Here is a 17,249-nt window from a genome sequence, read left to right on the forward strand (position 1 = left end):
ACTGACACGGCGGTCTCAGTGGTGCCCGTGCTCCGGGTTCGCGAACACGCACCCCTCGACGTCGGAGGGGACCTGGTGCACCTTCGGGTCGAGGTAGTCGCAGCGGAAGTAGAACAGGCCCAGCTTGCTGGTACCGAGAAATCCCTGGGAGACCGCGAACCCGTTGCCGAACGCGAAGGTCGGGCCGTCGGCGATCTCGCCTTCGGCCATCGCGGCGTGCCACGATTCCTGCAATTTTCGCTGCTCATCGCCACTGAACAAGATAAGTCCGACCACCGGGAATTCCGGCGATACCCGGCAGGTGGCCCATTCGGCGACGTACGGCTCGAAGCGCGCGGCGATGTCGGGTCCGACGAACCCGCGCAGCTCGTCGATCCCGCGTGCCTTGACCTCGGCACATTCCCCTGCGGTGTCGTCGATCCACTCGACCAGCTCGTCCATTGTGGTCATGCGCGCGCCGAGTGAACCGGCGCCGCGACTGGGTGTCGGCGCGGGTGCGGCACAAGCGGCGAGCAGGCCCGTGGAGATCAACAATGCGGTCGCGAGACGCCTCATGCCTTTCTGCTCTACTCCGAAATCGCCCGAGTCACAACACTTTCCCGCAGTTGGCGGAATCAACCCTTCCAAATACGACGATCCGGCGTTACTCTTCTGGGAGCGCTCCCAGCCCTCAACGAGGAGGCAACTCAGTGCGCACCCCTGCTTCCCTGCTCACGGCACTGGCCGTGGTGGCCGGTCTGGTCACGGCGCCCACGACGGCGTCCGCCATGGCCGCGCCCGCGTTCAACTACGGCGAGGCGCTGCAGAAGTCGGTCTGGTTCTACGACGCGCAGCGCTCCGGTGACCTCGGCGCGGAAAACCGCGTGAGCTGGCGTGGCGACTCCGCGGTCACCGACGGCCGGGACGTGGGCCTTGACCTGTCCGGCGGCTTCTACGACGCCGGTGACCACGTGAAGTTCGGCCTCCCGTTCAGCGCCAGCATGACCATGCTCGCGTGGGGTGCACTGGAGGAACCCGCCGCCTACCGGCGGTCCGGGCAGCTCACGCCGCTGAAGGCGAACCTGCGCTGGGGCATGGACTGGCTCATCAAGGCGCACCCGCAGCCGCAGGTCCTGTACGGGCAGGTGGGCAACGGCAACGCGGACCACCAGTGGTGGGGCCCGGCCGAGGTGATGCCGATGGCCCGCCCGTCCTACAAGATCGACGCGAACTGCCCCGGTTCGGACCTCGCCGGTGAGTCGGCCGCCGCGATGGCCGCCTCGTCACTCGTGTTCGCCGACGACCCGGCGTACGCGAGCACCCTGCTGACCCACGCCAAGCAGCTCTACACGTTCGCCGACCAGCGGCGCGGCAAGTACAGCGACTGCATCACCGACGCGGCGAACTTCTACCGCTCGTGGAGCGGGTACGTCGACGAGCTCGTGTGGGGCGCGATCTGGCTCTACCGCGCGACCGGCGACCCGGCCTACCTCGCGAAGGCCGAGGCGGAGTACGACAACCTCGCCAACGAGCAGCAGACCAGCACCAAGTCCTACCGGTGGACGATCGCCTGGGACGACAAGTCCTACGGCACCTACGTGCTGCTCGCCGAGCTGACCGGCAAGGACAAGTACTTCACCGACGCCAACCGCTGGCTCGACTACTGGACCACCGGCTGGAACGGCCAGCGCGTCCGCTACTCCCCCGGCGGCCAGGCGCACCTCGACACGTGGGGCTCCCTGCGGTACGCGGCCAACACCGCCTTCGCCGCCCTGGTGCACAGCGAGAACGTCACCGACGCCGAGCGCAGGGCCCGCTACCACGACTTCGGCGTCCGCCAGATCAACTACACGCTCGGGCAGAACCCGAGGAACGCCAGCTACCTGGTCGGTTTCGGGCAGAACCCGCCGCGCAACCCGCACCACCGCACCGCGTACGGCAGCTGGACGGACAACATCCAGCAGCCGGCGCAGAGCAGGCACGTGCTGTACGGCGCGCTCGTCGGCGGTCCCGGTCAGCCGAACGACTCCTATGTGGACAACCGGCAGGACTACGTGGCCAACGAGGTCGCGCTCGACTACAACGCCGCCTACACCGGAGCGCTCGCGAAGCTGTACGACGAGTACGGCGGCACACCGCTGGCGAACTTCCCGCCATCGGAGACCCCGGACGGCCCGGAGATCTACGTCCAGGGCGCCGCCACGCAACAGAGCTCGACGTTCACCGAGGTGAAGCTGTACGTGGTGAACACGTCCGCGTGGCCCGCCCGGGCTCTCACCGGAGGAAAGGTCCGCTACTACTTCACCCTCGACGGCGCCACCACCCCCGCGCAGCTGACCGTCACCACGAACTACAACCAGTGCGGCGCGGCGTCCGCCCCGCGACAGCACACCGGGAACGTCTACTACGTCGAGGTCGAGTGCCCGGACCCGATCGCACCGGCCGGACAGAGCCAGCACCGCAAGGAGATCCAGGTGCGCGTGACGAGCAGCGGCACCTGGGATCCCACCAATGACTGGTCCTACTCGGGCCTGCCGTCCGGTGGCGCCCAGCCGACGACCACCGACCGGATCGTGCTCACCAGCGCGGCCGGCGCCGTCGTGTGGGGCAGGGCCCCAGACGGCGCTCTCCGTGAGTCGGCGCCCGGTGGTCCCTCCTGGCGCTGACCGGCCTGGCGGGTCGCCGGTATGTGGCAACCGGCGACCCGCCCCTCTTGCCCGGCTCGGGGTCGATGTGTGCCCGCGCGATCCCGAGCCGGTTCCACCTGTTCGCCGTACAACCGCTCGAGGAGGACCCTGTGAGATCCCGACTATCGGTGCGCCCGTCGAGGGCGCGCCCTGTCACGGCGCTGGCCGCTGCCGTGGCACTCACGGCCGCGGTCAGCAGCGGTGTCGAACCGGTGGCCGCTGTCGCCGACGTGTCCTGCACCGTGGCCTACTCGGTCACGAGCGACTGGAACTCCGGCTTCGGCGCGTCTGTATCGATTCGCAACGAGGGCGCCGACGCCATCCCCGACTGGAACCTGACCTGGTCGTTCGCGGACGGGCAGCAGATCACGCAGCTGTGGAACGGCACCCACACGCAGTCCGGTGGCGCGGTGAGCGTGCGGGGCGCGGAGTGGCAGCGCAACATCAACCCCGGCGGGTCCGTCTCGTTCGGTTTCAACGGCAGCAAGCCGGGCAGCGCGAACCGGGCGCCGACCGACTTCACGGTCAACGGTGTCTCGTGCGTCGGCCCGAACCGGGCGCCGACCGTGGCGGTCACCAGCCCGGCCAACAACACGGCGTACACGGTCGGCACGGCGATCCCGCTCGCGGCGACCGCGGCCGACGCCGACGGCTCCGTGGCGTCGGTCGAGTTCTACGCGGGCACGACCCGGCTCGGCGCGGACACCACCTCGCCCTACCAGTTCTCCTGGACCGGCGCGACCACGGGCGAGTACTCGGTGACCGCGCGGGCGGTCGACAACCTCGGCGCGGCAACGGTGTCGTCCCCGATCGCGGTGCGGGTGCTGTCGGCGCCCGCCGTGGTCGCGACGCCGTCGACGGTCCGCGTCCGGCAGGGTGACTCGGCGACCGTGGGCGTGAAGCTCGCGACCCAGCCGACGGGTTCGGTCACGCTCAGCGTGGCGCGCACGGCGGGCAGCACCGACCTGACCGCCACGCCTGCGACGCTGACGTTCGACCAGAGCAGCTGGAACACGGTGAAGGACGTGACGATCGCGTCCGCGGCGAACGGCGGCGCGCTCGCCTCCGCCACGTTCTCGATCACCGGTTCCGGGCTCACCTCGGCCGAGCTCGACGTGGCGGAGATCGACGCGGCCGCCTCGGACTACCGGGCGGCGTTCCTGGAGCAGTACAACAAGATCAAGGACCCGGCGAGCGGCTACTTCCGCGACTTCAGCGGGCTGCTGGTGCCGTACCACTCGGTGGAGACGCTGCTGGTGGAGGCACCGGACCACGGTCACCAGACCACGTCCGAGGCGTTCAGCTACTACCTGTGGCTGGAGGCCGCGTACGGGCAGCTCGAGGGTGACTGGACGCCGTTCAACCAGGCGTGGGCGTCGATGGAGAAGTTCATCATCCCGTCCCACGCGGACCAGCCGACCAACGACAAGTACAACGCGTCCGACCCCGCGACGTACGCGCCGGAGCACCCGAGGATGGACCAGTACCCCGCGGTGCTGGACGGCAACGTCCCGGTCGGGGCCGACCCGATCGCGGGCGAGCTGCGCAGCGCCTACGGCACGCCGGACATCTACGGCATGCACTGGATGCTGGACGTGGACAACACGTACGGCTTCGGCCACTGCGGTGACGGCGCCTCCACCGCGCCGGTGTACATGAACACCTACCAGCGCGGGTCGAGCGAGTCGGTGTGGGAGACCATCCCGCAGCCCTCGTGCGACACGTTCGCGCACGGCGGTCCGAACGGGTACCTCGACCTGTTCACCAAGGACGCGAGCTACGCCAAGCAGTGGAAGTACACGAACGCGCCCGACGCCGACGCCCGTGCGGTCCAGGTGGCGTACCTCGCCAACCAGTGGGCCACCGCGCAGGGCAAGGGCGCGCAGGTCGCGGACGTCGTGAAGAAGGCGTCGAAGATGGGCGACTACCTGCGGTACGCCATGTTCGACAAGTACTTCAAGCGGGTCGGCAACTGTGTCGGTCCGTCGACGTGCCCCGCGGGTTCCGGCAAGAACAGCGCGCACTACCTCATGTCGTGGTACTACGCGTGGGGTGGCGCGACGGACACGTCCGCCGGCTGGGCGTGGCGGATCGGTGACGGTGCCGTGCACCAGGGCTACCAGAACCCGCTCGCCGCGTACGCGCTCGCGAACGACCCGGCGATGCGGCCGCTGTCGGCGACCGGTGCGCAGGACTGGTCGCAGAGCCTGACCCGGCAGATGGAGTTCCTGCAGTGGCTGCAGTCCGCCGACGGCGGTATCGCCGGCGGTGCCACGAACAGCTGGGACGGCCAGTACGGCACTCCGCCGTCGGGTTCGTCGACGTTCTACGGCATGTACTACGACTGGCAGCCGGTGTGGCACGACCCGCCGTCGAACCGCTGGTTCGGTTTCCAGGCCTGGGGCCTGGAGCGGGTCGCGGCGCTGTACCAGCTGACCGGGGACGCGCGTGCGAAGAAGATCCTCGACAAGTGGGTGCCGTGGGCCATCGCGAACACGACGGTCGGCACGGGTGGCAACTTCCAGATCCCGTCCGACATGGAGTGGACCGGCCAGCCCGACACGTGGAACGCGTCGTCGCCGGGCAGCAACGCGAACCTCCGGGTTCGCGTGCTGAACCACAGCCAGGACGTCGGTGTCGCGGCCTCGTACGCGAAGATCCTGCTGAACTACGCGGCGAGGTCCGGGAACGCACAGGCACGGACGGTCGGCGAGGGCCTCCTCGACGCGATGCTCGAGCACACCGACGCGATCGGTATCGCGACCCCGGAGACGCGCCTGGACTACAACCGGTTCGACGACGAGTACAACTCGTCGACCGGTGAGGGCGTGTACGTGCCGCAGGGCTGGACCGGCGAAATGCCCAACGGTGACCCCATCGGCGCCGGCTCGGACTTCCTGTCGATCCGGTCGTTCTACGAGGACGACCCGGACTGGCAGAAGGTCGAGACCTACCTCAACGGTGGGGCCGCACCGACGTTCACCTACCACCGGTTCTGGGCGCAGGCGGAGATCGCGACCGCGTTCTCGCTGCACGTGCAGCTGTTCGGCTGAGCGGAGCTTGCGCAGCGAACATCAACGCTGAGCGGAGCTTGCGCAGCGAACATCAACGCTGAGCGGAGCTTGCGAAGCGAACATCAACGCTGACGGAGCTTGCGCAGCGAACATCGCAGCTGAGCCCAGGACATGCGGTGCGCGCACACCGACGTGAGCGCACCGCAGGCCCGGTCCCGCCAGCCGCCGCTGGCGGGGCCGGGCTGTCCATGTTGGAAAAGCGGGAGGATGGAGATGAGAAAAGCACTGGGATTGGTGGCGGTGTTGATAGCCGCCTTGTGCCTGCCGGTGACCGCATCCGCGGCACCTGCGGGCTTCTATGTGTCCGGTGGCAAGCTCTACGAGTCGAACGGCAGCGAGTTCGTGATGCGCGGCGTCAACCACGCGCACACGTGGTACCAGCAGCAGACGAGTTCCTTCGCGAACATCAAGGCGCTGGGCGCGAACACGGTCCGCGTGGTGCTGGCGTCTGGCCAGCGGTGGACGAAGAACGAGACCGCGGACGTCGCCAACGTGGTCGCACTGTGCAAGCAGAACAAGCTGATCTGCGTCCTGGAGGTCCACGACACGACGGGCTACGGCGAACAGTCCGGCGCGGCGACTCTGGCGCAGGCGGTGGACTACTGGTTGTCGGTGAAGTCGGCCCTGGTGGGCCAGGAGAAGTACGTCATCGTCAACATCGGCAACGAGCCGTACGGCAACCAGGGCTACCAGACGTGGGCGTCGGACACGTCCACGGCGATCCAACGCCTGCGCGCGGGCGGCTTCACCCACACGATCATGGTCGACGCCCCGAACTGGGGCCAGGACTGGACCTTCACGATGCGCGACAACGCGTCGTCGGTGTTCGCCGCTGATCCTGACCGCAACACGGTGTTCTCGATCCACATGTACGGCGTCTTCGACACGGCGGCCGAGATCAACGACTACCTGGGCCGCTTCCGCACAGCGGGACTGCCCATCGTGGTCGGCGAGTTCGGCCACAACCACTCGGACGGCAACCCGGACGAGGACACCATCCTCGCGACGACGCGGTCCCAGGGCATCGGCTACCTGGGCTGGAGCTGGAGCGGCAACGGCGGCGGCGTCGAGTACCTGGACATGGTGACGAACTTCGACCCGGCGCAGCTCACCTCATGGGGCCAGCGAATCTTCAACGGCACCAACGGAATCCGCGCCACCTCCCGCGAAGCCACCGTCTATGGCGGCGGCGACCCGGACCCGGACCCCGATCCGGAACCCGGCGCGTGCGCGGCGGCGTACCGGGTCACAGGCCAGTGGCAGGACGGCTTCCAGGCCGAGGTCACGGTGACCAACCGCCAGACCACCGCGATCGACGGCTGGCAGGTCCGCTGGGCGTTCCCGTCCGGTCAGCGGGTCACGAACATGTGGCACGCGGTTCCCACGCAGTCAGGCGCCGAGGTGACGGCAGCGAACGCATCGTACAACGCGAGAATCGCGGCCGGCGGGTCGGTGACGATCGGGTTCACGGCCTCATGGTCAGGCAGCAACACAAACCCGACCACGTTCGCCCTGAACACGGCCACCTGCACAGCCGCCTGATATCTGACCACGTTCGCGGCGTCAGGCCGCCGCGGACGTGGTCAGCACGGGGTCTTCCTGGCCCACGTGGTAGCTGACACCGGTCGGCGAGGTCCAGACGAACCGTCCCGGTTCCGGCTGCTCAAGGCGCCACTCGGTGTTCTCCTTCATCAGGTTGTGCCGCTGGCACAGCACACCCAGGTTCCGCACGGCGGTAGGACCGCCGCGCGCGTGACTGGTGGTGTGATCGAGCTGGCAGTCCTCAGCCGGTCGCGAACAGCCCGGGAACACACAGTGCCGGTCGCGGGTGCGAACGTGCTCACCAAGCGGGCGGGTGTGCCGCCGTCGCCGTCCGACGTCGAGCACGGTGCCGGTGATCGGGTCGGTGACGATCCGCCGCCAGAACACGTTCCCACCGGCAGCCAGCTCGTGGAGGGTCTGGATGGTGACGGGCCCGTAGCCGTGGATCTCCCCCGGCTGCCGGGACGCTCCGGCGAGCGCACTGGCCGGGATGGTCACGCGCAACTCGGTCACCAGCCGCTCCCGCCCCGCCCCCAGGACCAGGTCACGCAAGGCCTGGGCGCGCAACTCCCCCGTGCCGGCAGGGTTTCCGGCTGCTTTGGCCCTGCGAGCGGTAGTGGTGAGCAGGTCGTAGATGGGCCGGAGGTTCTCGGCACGGTCATGGACGGTGAGTTCTGCCATCCCGTCGGGGCAGGGCTCGAACCGCACACACGTGTGCTCGGCAGCGCGTAGCCGCCGCTCTTCGGCACCGTCGGGGTCGACCTTGAGGATCTCACGGCTGAGCTTGTCCCGAATCTGCCGGACGGTGCGTCCGGGCGCGAAAGCCAGCACAGCGGCTTCCGCCAGCGCGGCTTTGTCGTCGTCGAGCACCCGCAGGCGGTTGACGATCGCGGAGGCCTTCTGCAGATCCAGATCACCACGCTCCAGCGCACGAACGGTGTCGGGCAGCCGTTCGGCCATCTCCACCGCGACACCCACACGCCGCGCGGCCGCGAGCGGTGTCAGCGTGAGCTCGGCGGCAACCTCATCGGAGGCGTAGTTCGTGCTGGTGCCCGGATCGTTACGCAGCTCAGAGAGCCGGGCCAGAACACGGACTTCACGCGCATCCAACCGAGCCCGCTCCACCGCGATCGCCCGCAACTCGTAGAGCAACATCGCTCCAACAGTTTCGCTCATACATTCGATACTACGCCCCCTAGGCTCCCAGTTTCCCTTCCGCAGCAACGAATCACCCTATCGAGTGGGGAGCTGAGCGGCGAGGCCCATCCGGCAGGAGGACCGTCCGGCGGGACAAACCACACCGTGCCGACGCGAGCGACTCGGCACCCCGAATTCCAGCCTACCGGCGACCACCGACAATCCCGGACAACCGTCCACAGGCATGATCAACCGCCGGCCTCCGGCCCCCGAATCCAGCGTAACGCGCACCACCGACAAAACCGGCAGTTCAATCCACAGGCCGGGCCGTGCTTCCCCGAACCACCAACCGAGGCGGGGTCTCCTCCACCTCGGTCACGACCTCCCCGTTGAGCAGGGCCAGCAACCGAGCCGCCACCTGCACGCCATAAGCGCTGATGTCCCGGCTGACAGCGGTCAACGGCGGATGCGTGATCTCGCACAGCACCGAGTCGTCCCACGCCATGATCGACACGTCCGACGGCACCCGCACGCCCATCTCGTGGGCCACCGAAACGCCCGCCACCGCCATCACGTCGTTGTCGTAGACGATGGCGGTGGGTGGGGAGCCGGAAGACAGCAGCCGACGGGTCACCTGTGCGCCCTGCTCCGGGCTGTAGTCCGTCGAGATGGTCGTCGACCACTCGAGGCCCAGGCGGTCGGCCACCGAATCGAAGGCCTCCGTGCGCAGCTCCGTGTGCAGCATCCCCGGCACACCACCGACCCGGGCGATCCGCCGATGACGCAGCGCCGCCAGGTACTCCATCACCATCACCATGGCACTGGCGTCGTCGATCCACACCCCCGGCAACGCCCCGTGGTGTCCCGGCCCGCCGACCACCATCGCGGGCAGCCGCAGCTCCTCCAGCACCGGCACCCTCGGGTCGTCCTTGCACAGGTCGATCAGGAACACGCCGTCGACCCGCCGCTCGGCCCACCACCGCCGGTACACCGCGATCTCGGCGGCGTGGTCGGGGACGACCTGCAACAACAGCGCGGTCTGGGACGAGGCCATGGCCGACTCCATGCCGGAGATCAGCTTCATGAAGAACGGCTCGATCCCGAGCGTGCTCGCCGGCCGCGCCAGCACCAGCCCGAACGCGCCGGCCCGGGCCCCGGACAACGCCTTGGCCGCGCTGTTCGGGTGCCAGCCCATCTCCAGCGCGAGCCGCAGCACCCGCTGCCTCGTCGACTCCGACACGCCCGGCTGGCCGTTCAGGGCGTACGACACCGCGCCCTTCGACAGTCCCGCCTTCTTGGCGACGTCGGCGATCGTCACTCGTCTAGTCACACTGATTCGCTCTTCCGTCCATGATGGACACCGTCCGTGTCGAAGCATGCCACGAAGTGCCCCTCCTCGACCTCATCGAGCGGCGTGGCGCACTCGTGGATACCGGACGACGGCACCGGCAGATCCTCCCACCGCGTCCCGAGCCGGGGCACGGACGCCAGCAGCGTCCGCGTGTACGGGTGCCGCGGATCGCCGAACACCTTCTCCGTGGCGCCGCGTTCGACGACCGCGCCGTGGCGCAGGATCACCGTCTGGTCGGACAGGTAGTTGCCGAGCGACAGGTCGTGGGTCACGAACAGCACGGCCAGCCCGCGTTCCTTGAGGTCGGCCAGCAGGTTGAGCACGTCGATCCGCGTCGACGCGTCCAGCATGCTGATGATCTCGTCGGCCACCAGCAGCCGCAGGTCCAGCAGCAGCGCGCGTGCCACCAGCAGCCGCTGCAGCTGGCCACCCGAGAGCTGGTGCGGGTACTTGCCGAGCACCAGGTCCGGGTTGAGGTTGACCGACGCGACCGCCTCCGCGACCCGCTCGCGCCACTCGTCGTCCCGCACGCGCGGGAAGTACGACTGGCGGATCATCGCGAACACGCGGTCGGCGCGGAAGATCGGGTTGTAGGTGCTGAACGGGTCCTGGAACACGCCCTGCACGTGCCGGTAGTACTCCTTGAGCCCTGCGCCGGACAGCCGCGCGACGTCGGTGCCCTCGAAGGTGACCGTGCCCGAGGTCGGCCGCGTGAGCCGCAGGACCATCCGCCCGATCGTCGACTTGCCGCTGCCGCTCTCCCCGATCAGCGACGTCACCTCGCCCGGCCGCACCTCGAAGCTCACGTCCCGGACCGCGTCCGTCGTGCCGCGGCCGAACGCGCCGGTCCGGTAGGTCTTGGAGACACCCGTCAACCGCAGCATCAGACCGCCTTCCAGCAGGCAACCCGGTGGTTGTCCGCGATCTCGACGAAGGGCGGCTGCTCGGCGCACCGGTCGAACGCGAGCGGGCAGCGGGCCCGGAACCGGCAGCCCGAGGGCGGGTCGAGCAGGGTGGGCGGGCTGCCCGCGATGCCCGTCAGCCGCTTGCCGCCGTACCGCACCCCGACCTCCGGCAACGCCGAGATCAGCAGCTGCGTGTACGGGTGCCGCGGTGTGCTCACCAACGTGTCCGTCGGCGCGGACTCGGCCAGCCTGCCCGCGTACATGACCGTTATCGTGTCGGCGATCTGGTAGACCAGCGACACGTCGTGGGTGATCACGATCATGCTGCGCACCAGGTCGTGGTCGCGGAACCCGGCCAGCGCGAGCGCCACCGCCCGCTGCGTGGACACGTCGAGTGCCGAGGTCACCTCGTCGGCGATCAGCAGTGACGGGTTCAGCAGCGTGGAGATCACCATGACCATGCGCTGCTTCATGCCGCCGGACAGCTCGAGCGGATACCGGTCGAGCACTCCGCGATCGAGCCCGACGAGGTCGAGGCGCCGGTTCAGCTCGTCCCGCACCGAGGAGAACCTGATCTTTCGCGACTCGACCAGCTCGCGGACCATCTTCCCGATCCTGCGCGTCGGGTTCATCGCGCTCATCGCGTACTGCGGCACGATCGACACGTCCGAGAACCGGAACGCGTTCATCGCCTCGGTGTCGCCGATCGGCAGCTCGGTGCCGTCGAGGGTGACGGTGCCGCCGACGTGCCTCATCCGGCTGTCCATCCGGATGAGGCTCTTGCCCAGCGTGGTCTTGCCGGACCCGGACTCGCCGACCAGGCCCATGATCTCGCCGTCGGCCACCGAGAACGTGACGCCGTCGAGCGCGTGCACGTCGCCGCGCAGCGTGCGGTAGTGCACCTTGAGGTCCTGCACCCGGAGCGCCATCACGTCTCCCGGAGCTTCGGGTTGAAGACCTCGTCGAGGCCCACGTTCATGAGGTACAGCGCACCGACGATCGTGGTGATGCCGAGGCCGGGCGGGATGAACCACCACCACAGGCCGAGGTTCATCGCGCTCCACTGCTTGGCCTGGTTGAGCATCAGGCCGAGCGAGGTCCCCTCGGTCGGCCCGAGGCCGATGAAGTCCAGCGTCGCGGCGAACAGCACCGAGCCGCCGAACAGCAGGATGAACACCATGAACAGGTAGGACGCCATGTTCGGCGCGATCTCGCGGAAGATGATCCGCCGCACGGGCATGCCCGACAGCTTCGCCAGGTCGACGAACTCCCGCGCCCGCAGCGTCAGCGTCTGCGACCGCACCGCCCGCGCCACCCAGGGCCACGAGAACAGCCCGATGATGACCGCCTGGACCTGGACGTCCCGGACCTCCAGGTACGCCGCGATGATCATCAGCACCGCGAGCACCGGCAGCACCAGCACGATGTTGGTGATCATGTTGAGGACCTCGTCGACGAGCCCGCCCCGGTAGCCGGACGTGAACCCGATGACCATGCCGAGCACGCCCGCGATGAGCGCCGCGACCACGCCGACGAAGAACGACGCCCGCAGCCCGTGGAGGAACTGCGCGAACACGTCCTGCCCGAAGGTCGTGGTGCCGAACCAGTACTCGCCGGACGGCGCCGCGGCCGCCGGTCCGACGTACGCGTTCGGGTCGCCGCTCGCGAACAGCGGCCCGACTAGCGCGGCGAGCAGGAACACGAGCACGACGACGAACCCGCCGACGAGCTTGCGGTTGCGCACGGCGAAGTGCAGCGCCTCGCGCCGCACACCCCCGCCGTGCACGACCGCCACCCCGGGCACCGTGGCGACCTCCGCGGCCCCGGCCGCCACCGGCACGTCCGGTTCCGGTTTCGGTTGCGTCATGAGCCGCTCCCCATGCCGACCCGCGTGCGCGGGTCCACGAGCACGTAGACGACGTCGATGATGAAGTTCGCCACCAGGACCCCGATCACGATGAACAGGAAGATGCCCTGCAACAGGAACAGGTCGCTCGTCTTGATCGCCTCCAGCACCAGGTAGCCGAGACCGCGGTAGTCGAAGACGATCTCGGTGACGACGGCGCCGCCGATGATCACCCCGAGCTGCAGCGCGAGGCCGGTGACCTGGGGCAGCACCGCGTTGCGGAACGCGTACCGGCGCACCAGCCGTTGTGGTGCGCCGAGCGCGCCGAGGTAGTGCGCGTAGTCCGCCTCCAGCTCGTAGATGATCAGGTTGCGCATGCCGATGGCCCAGCCGCCGAACGCCACCAGGAACAGGGACAGGAAGGGCAGGAACCAGTGGCTGATCAGGTCGGAGATGAACAGCCACGAGAAGGACGGCTCCAGTGACGCGCTGAAGCTGCGGCCGACCGGGAAGAGGCCGGCCACCTTCCCGAACGCCCACGCGAGCAGGATCGCGAGCCACATGTACGGCGTCGCGGTCAGCACGTACCAGATGGGCAGGACCGCGTTGTCGAGCACCTTCTTCCGCGCCGCGTACGCGCCGAACTTGTTGCCGGCCCACCAGCTCAGCAGGATGGCGGGCAGCAGCAGGCCGAGCGTGTACGGCACGGCCGCGAGGATGATCGACCCCACGGACTTCGGGTAGGCCCACAGGCTCACGCCGAAGTTGCCGCGCAGCAGCTCACCCCAGAAGTTGAGGTACTGCTGCCACCATGGCAGGTCGAAGCCGAACAGGCTCGTGTAGTACTCGCGCATCGCCGCGACCCCGGCGGGGTCCTGCAACCCGGCGCGCGCCACCATGGCGCGCACCGGGTCGCCCGGCATGAAGCGCGGGATGAGCCAGTTGATCGTCACCGCGACCACGAAGGTCAGGGCGTAGATCGCGAGCTTCCTCCCGAAGTACCGTCCCATCGCGACGCTACTTGTCCTGCGGTGCGGGCTTCAGCTCCGCCAGCATCTTGATCGCGCCGCGCTGCATGTACCCGCGCCAGGTGGTGGGCAGGTACCTGGGCCCGTCACCCTCGGCCGAGGGCCAGTTGGTCCACACCGAGTTGCTGTACTGCGACCAGAGGCCGTTGTACCACAACGGGATCATCGGCATCTCGGTCAGCTGGATCCGCTGCAGCTGCGACGCGACCGACTGCATCCCGGCCAGGTCGTCGACCTTGGTCTTGTCGAGCTGCTGCGTGAGGTCCCACGCCTGCTGGTTCTCGTACCGGCCGTAGTTGACCGTGGTCTGCGACTCGAGGATCGGCAGCCCGAAGACGTACTCGTAGTACCGGAACGGCGTGTTGTCCATCTGCCGCTGGTTGTCGAGGATGAGGTCGAACTCGCCGGACTCGCGCATGTCCTGCACGACGGTGTCCGCCGGCGTCTCCGAGGTGATCTTGATGCCCGCGGCCTTGGCGCTGTCGACGATCACCCTGGCCGCCTCGTTCCAGTCGGTCCAACCGGATGGGGTGGCGAGCTTCAGGTCGATCGGCGAGCCGTCCTTGTTCTCGACCAGGCCGTCACCGTTGGTGTCGCGGTACCCGGCCTGACTGAGGATTTCCGCGGCACCCGAGGTGTCGAAGGCCGGGCCGACCTCCGCCACGACCGCCTTGTCGATGTACTTGTCCCAGATCGGCAGCAGCCCGGTCGGGCTGGCCTTCTCCACGATCTGCCCGTACACCGAGTTCACGATCTTGTCGGTGTCGACGGCGTTCGCGAGCGCACGGCGGAACGCGGCGTCGTTCAGCGGCGCCTTCGTGCTGTTGGGCACCATCCACGTCGTGTTGGCAGGCAGCATGTACGGCGCGTCCTGGTAGTAGGTCTGCAGCTGGTAGCCGCCCTTGACCAGCGACGCGATGCCGGGCAGGAAGTTGTTGGACAGGTCGATGTCGCCCTGCAGCAGCTGGCCGAGCGCGGCCTCGTTGCTGGTGTTGACGATGTCGACGACGTAGGTGGGCTTGACGTCGAGGTCCAGCTTGTCGCGGCCCCACCACTTGTCGTTCTTCTTCCAGACCATGCGGTCCTGGTCGTGCGTCTCGTAGAGGTACGGGCCGGAGCCGACCGGCTGCTCGTTCGCGCCGGAGGTGACGTCCTCCTCGGACTTGTTGCTCCACAGGTGTTTCGGCACGATCGGGTTGAAGTACACCCAGTTCGCCCACTGCTGGTAGCGGGGCTCGGAGAACGTGATCCTGGTGGTCCGCTTGTCCACGGCCTCGACGGAGGAGATGAACTCGTACATCGAGTGGTACGGCACCGTCTCCATCTTGCCGAGCTCGATCGTGAACACCACGTCGTCGGACGTGATGGGCTTGCCGTCCGTCCACGTGAGACCGTCCCGGAGCGTCACCTCGTAGGTGGTGTCGCTGGTCCAGTCGCCCTGCTCGGCGAGCCACGGCTCGAACTCGTCGGTGAGCGGGTCGTAGAGGAACAGGGTCTCGTAGACGTAGCCGACGGTGCCGGTGGCGTACGCCCAGTTCATGACGGGGTTCCAGTTCGCGGGCGGGCCCCACTGCGTGCCGCTGGTGAACAGGGTCTGGTTGCGCGGATACGAGCCGGGCGCGTCGCCCGAGTCACCGCCGTCCACACCCGTGCACGCGGCGGCGAACAATCCCGCCGCGGCTAACATGGCCAGCAACCTCAACCGGTTTCGCATGGCGCATCTCCTCGTTCAGGAATCCTCGAGTACCAGCACCCGCACGCCGTACGGGCGCAACGTCACCTCGTTGACGGGCTCCCCCGACGTGAGGTCGGCCAGCGTGCCCCCGGCAGGCTTGACCTCCAGCTCCTCCTCCGCCTGGCTGATCAGCCAGACGAACCGGCGACCGTCCCGGTGCGCCATCTCGCCGACGTGGACGAGCGGGTCGGCGACGGTCACCGCACGCGACACGCCGGCGATGGCCGCCAGCGCGTCGTAGATCCGTTGTGTGGGCTCGGGGTTGACGCGCGGCAGCGCCGCGGCCATGGCCTCGAGCGGGTAGGTGCACAGCACGAGCTGCCCTTTTCTCACCAGGACCGGGTTCCCGTGCTGGTCGACGGCGACGACCTCACCGTCGGTGGCGCGCACCGGCAGGAACACCCGCTCGTGCTCGTTGCCACCGGCGCGGAAGGTGAGCGTGGTGCCCGCGCCGATCGGCCCGAGGTCGGCGGTGAACGTCACGGCGACCTCGTCGTCGGTGACCGGGTCGACCATGCCGTACCGGAGCTGGTGCGCGACCCCGAACATGCCGTCGAGGTCGCCGTGCCACATACCGCGCTGGGTACTGTGGTTGCCCGCGCTGTAGGACACGAAGACGGTCGCGCCACCCTCGGCGCGGTCCGCGAGGTACCGCCAGGTCGGCGCGGTGAGCTGCTTGGCGGACGGGACGAGGTACAGCTTCGCTGCCGGCAGCCCGTCCAGCTCCCTGGCCGCCGTCACGGACAGGTCGGCCGCGCGTGCGGCCACGTAGGACTGCCGGAGCACGTCGAACAGGTGGCTGCTGTCGTCTTCTTCCGTGAACGGGTACCGGTGCTCGAGGTAGGAGGGCACGACGAGCGCGACCTCGGGCTCGGGTCGCACGCAGTTCGGGAAGTCGATCTTGTCGAGGACGTCGGCGAAGTCCCGTACCTCCCGCAGTTGCGGCTTGGGGGCACCGGTCACGTCGGTGAGCCCGAACCGCAGCTCGAACGGGTGGTGCCGGTAGGGGTCCTGGGTGAACAGGTCGTCGAAGTCGGTGTTGTTCCAGGCGATCCAGCCGGTCGCCCCCGCGAGGAGGGTGTTGTGGAGGATCTGGCGGTAGTACTGCGCGCCGTGCTCGGCGGAGACGAAGCTGTCGGTGACGCCGAACTCCTCCAGCACCACGGGTTTGCCGTTCAGGTCGGCCAGCTGGCAGATGAACGCGGCCGTGAGGTGCTGCCGGACGACGTCGTTCTCCATGCGGTACACGTGTGGCCCGACGAAGTCGGTCAGTGCGGCCAGGTCGCGGACGGAGAACCCGTTGTCCCGCCCGGTGACCTCGATCCCCCACGCCCCGTCACCGATCGAGACGGGCTGTGTCCCGCCACCCGCGCGCACGGCCTGGACCATGAGCTGGGCCCATGCCGTGACCGCTTCCCTGGTGGCGGGCTCCCCGTAGATGGGCATCTCGTTGGAGATCAGCCAGCCCGCGACGGCCGGGTGCGAGTGGAACCGGGCGGTCAGCCGCTCGACGAACCACGCCTGCCGCCCGACCATCCACACGTCCGAGTACAGGTCGCGCCCCTGCCGCCAGGCCGGGTCCCAGTTCTCCCCGGACATGTGCCCGATGATGAACGTGGGAATCGTGGCCATGCCCTGCTCTGTGTGCCGGTCGAGGAAGTCGGCGTACCGCGCGACCATCTCGTCGTCGACCCGGCCGGGCTCGGGGTGGAAGTCGGGCCAGTAGAAGAACGAGCGGGTGACGTTCATGCCGTGTTCGCGCAGGACCCGCAGTTCCTGGGTGACCAGGTCCCGGTCGTAGTTCCGCCACATCAGCGGCCCACCGGACCGCGACCAGAAGTTGGCCCCCAGCCACGGCCGTCCGTCGAACAGAAGCATCGTCGCCTCCTCGCCTACTGAACCGCGTAAGTATCGAAAATAGCGTCCAGTCGGGTACGAGCCCGAAGAGTACGGCAGGTTCCGAAC

Annotated in this window: 12 protein-coding genes; 3 read left to right on the plus strand and 9 right to left on the minus strand. The window is 68.5% G+C overall.

Going from position 1 to position 17,249, the window contains the following annotated elements:
* Nucleotides 1–15: 15 nt before the first annotated feature.
* The gene (locus FHR82_RS08635; protein WP_184809750.1) at nt 16–555 is read right to left on the minus strand and encodes a hypothetical protein; all 540 of its coding nucleotides are present in this window, start codon (nt 553–555) and stop codon (nt 16–18) included.
* Between the two features lie 134 nt (nt 556–689).
* On the opposite strand from FHR82_RS08635, the gene FHR82_RS08640 reads away from it, so the two are divergent.
* From FHR82_RS08640 to FHR82_RS08650, 3 genes are all read left to right on the plus strand, one after another.
* Nucleotides 690–2,645 (plus strand): glycoside hydrolase family 9 protein, encoded by a 1,956-nt coding sequence (locus FHR82_RS08640; protein WP_311770970.1) that lies wholly within the window; start codon nt 690–692, stop codon nt 2,643–2,645.
* Between the two features lie 131 nt (nt 2,646–2,776).
* The gene (locus FHR82_RS08645) at nt 2,777–5,719 is read left to right on the plus strand and encodes a glycoside hydrolase family 48 protein (RefSeq protein ID WP_311770971.1); all 2,943 of its coding nucleotides are present in this window, start codon (nt 2,777–2,779) and stop codon (nt 5,717–5,719) included.
* Between the two features lie 234 nt (nt 5,720–5,953).
* Complete coding sequence (locus tag FHR82_RS08650; protein WP_184809752.1) at nt 5,954–7,282, plus strand: cellulase family glycosylhydrolase; 1,329 nt, start codon at nt 5,954–5,956, stop codon at nt 7,280–7,282.
* Nucleotides 7,283–7,303: 21 nt separating this feature from the next.
* Here the strand turns inward: FHR82_RS08650 and FHR82_RS08655 are convergent, their stop codons facing one another.
* From FHR82_RS08655 to FHR82_RS08690, 8 genes are all read right to left on the minus strand, one after another.
* The gene (locus FHR82_RS08655; protein ID WP_221463572.1) at nt 7,304–8,437 is read right to left on the minus strand and encodes an HNH endonuclease signature motif containing protein; all 1,134 of its coding nucleotides are present in this window, start codon (nt 8,435–8,437) and stop codon (nt 7,304–7,306) included.
* Between the two features lie 292 nt (nt 8,438–8,729).
* Nucleotides 8,730–9,749 (minus strand): LacI family DNA-binding transcriptional regulator, encoded by a 1,020-nt coding sequence (locus tag FHR82_RS08660; RefSeq protein WP_221463573.1) that lies wholly within the window; start codon nt 9,747–9,749, stop codon nt 8,730–8,732.
* Entirely contained in the window at nt 9,746–10,654 is a 909-nt protein-coding gene (locus tag FHR82_RS08665) for an ATP-binding cassette domain-containing protein (RefSeq protein ID WP_184809755.1), read from the minus strand. The genes FHR82_RS08660 and FHR82_RS08665 overlap by 4 nt, the downstream gene beginning before the upstream one ends.
* Complete coding sequence (locus tag FHR82_RS08670; RefSeq protein ID WP_184809756.1) at nt 10,654–11,604, minus strand: ABC transporter ATP-binding protein; 951 nt, start codon at nt 11,602–11,604, stop codon at nt 10,654–10,656. The genes FHR82_RS08665 and FHR82_RS08670 overlap by 1 nt, the downstream gene beginning before the upstream one ends.
* Entirely contained in the window at nt 11,604–12,542 is a 939-nt protein-coding gene (locus tag FHR82_RS08675) for an ABC transporter permease (RefSeq protein ID WP_184809757.1), read from the minus strand. The genes FHR82_RS08670 and FHR82_RS08675 overlap by 1 nt, the downstream gene beginning before the upstream one ends.
* Nucleotides 12,539–13,531 carry an ABC transporter permease gene (locus FHR82_RS08680; RefSeq protein ID WP_184809758.1) on the minus strand — a complete coding sequence of 331 codons (993 nt, stop codon included), beginning with the start codon at nt 13,529–13,531 and terminating at the stop codon, nt 12,539–12,541. Before FHR82_RS08680 ends, FHR82_RS08675 begins: the two co-directional genes overlap by 4 nt.
* A gap of 7 nt (nt 13,532–13,538) precedes the next feature.
* Complete coding sequence (locus tag FHR82_RS08685) at nt 13,539–15,263, minus strand: ABC transporter substrate-binding protein (protein ID WP_184809759.1); 1,725 nt, start codon at nt 15,261–15,263, stop codon at nt 13,539–13,541.
* A gap of 15 nt (nt 15,264–15,278) precedes the next feature.
* The gene (locus FHR82_RS08690; protein ID WP_221463574.1) at nt 15,279–17,162 is read right to left on the minus strand and encodes a cellulase family glycosylhydrolase; all 1,884 of its coding nucleotides are present in this window, start codon (nt 17,160–17,162) and stop codon (nt 15,279–15,281) included.
* Nucleotides 17,163–17,249: the final 87 nt, after the last annotated feature.

The sequence above is a fragment of the Actinophytocola algeriensis genome (assembly GCF_014203735.1).
Taxonomy (GTDB): Bacteria; Actinomycetota; Actinomycetes; order Mycobacteriales; family Pseudonocardiaceae; genus Actinophytocola; species Actinophytocola algeriensis.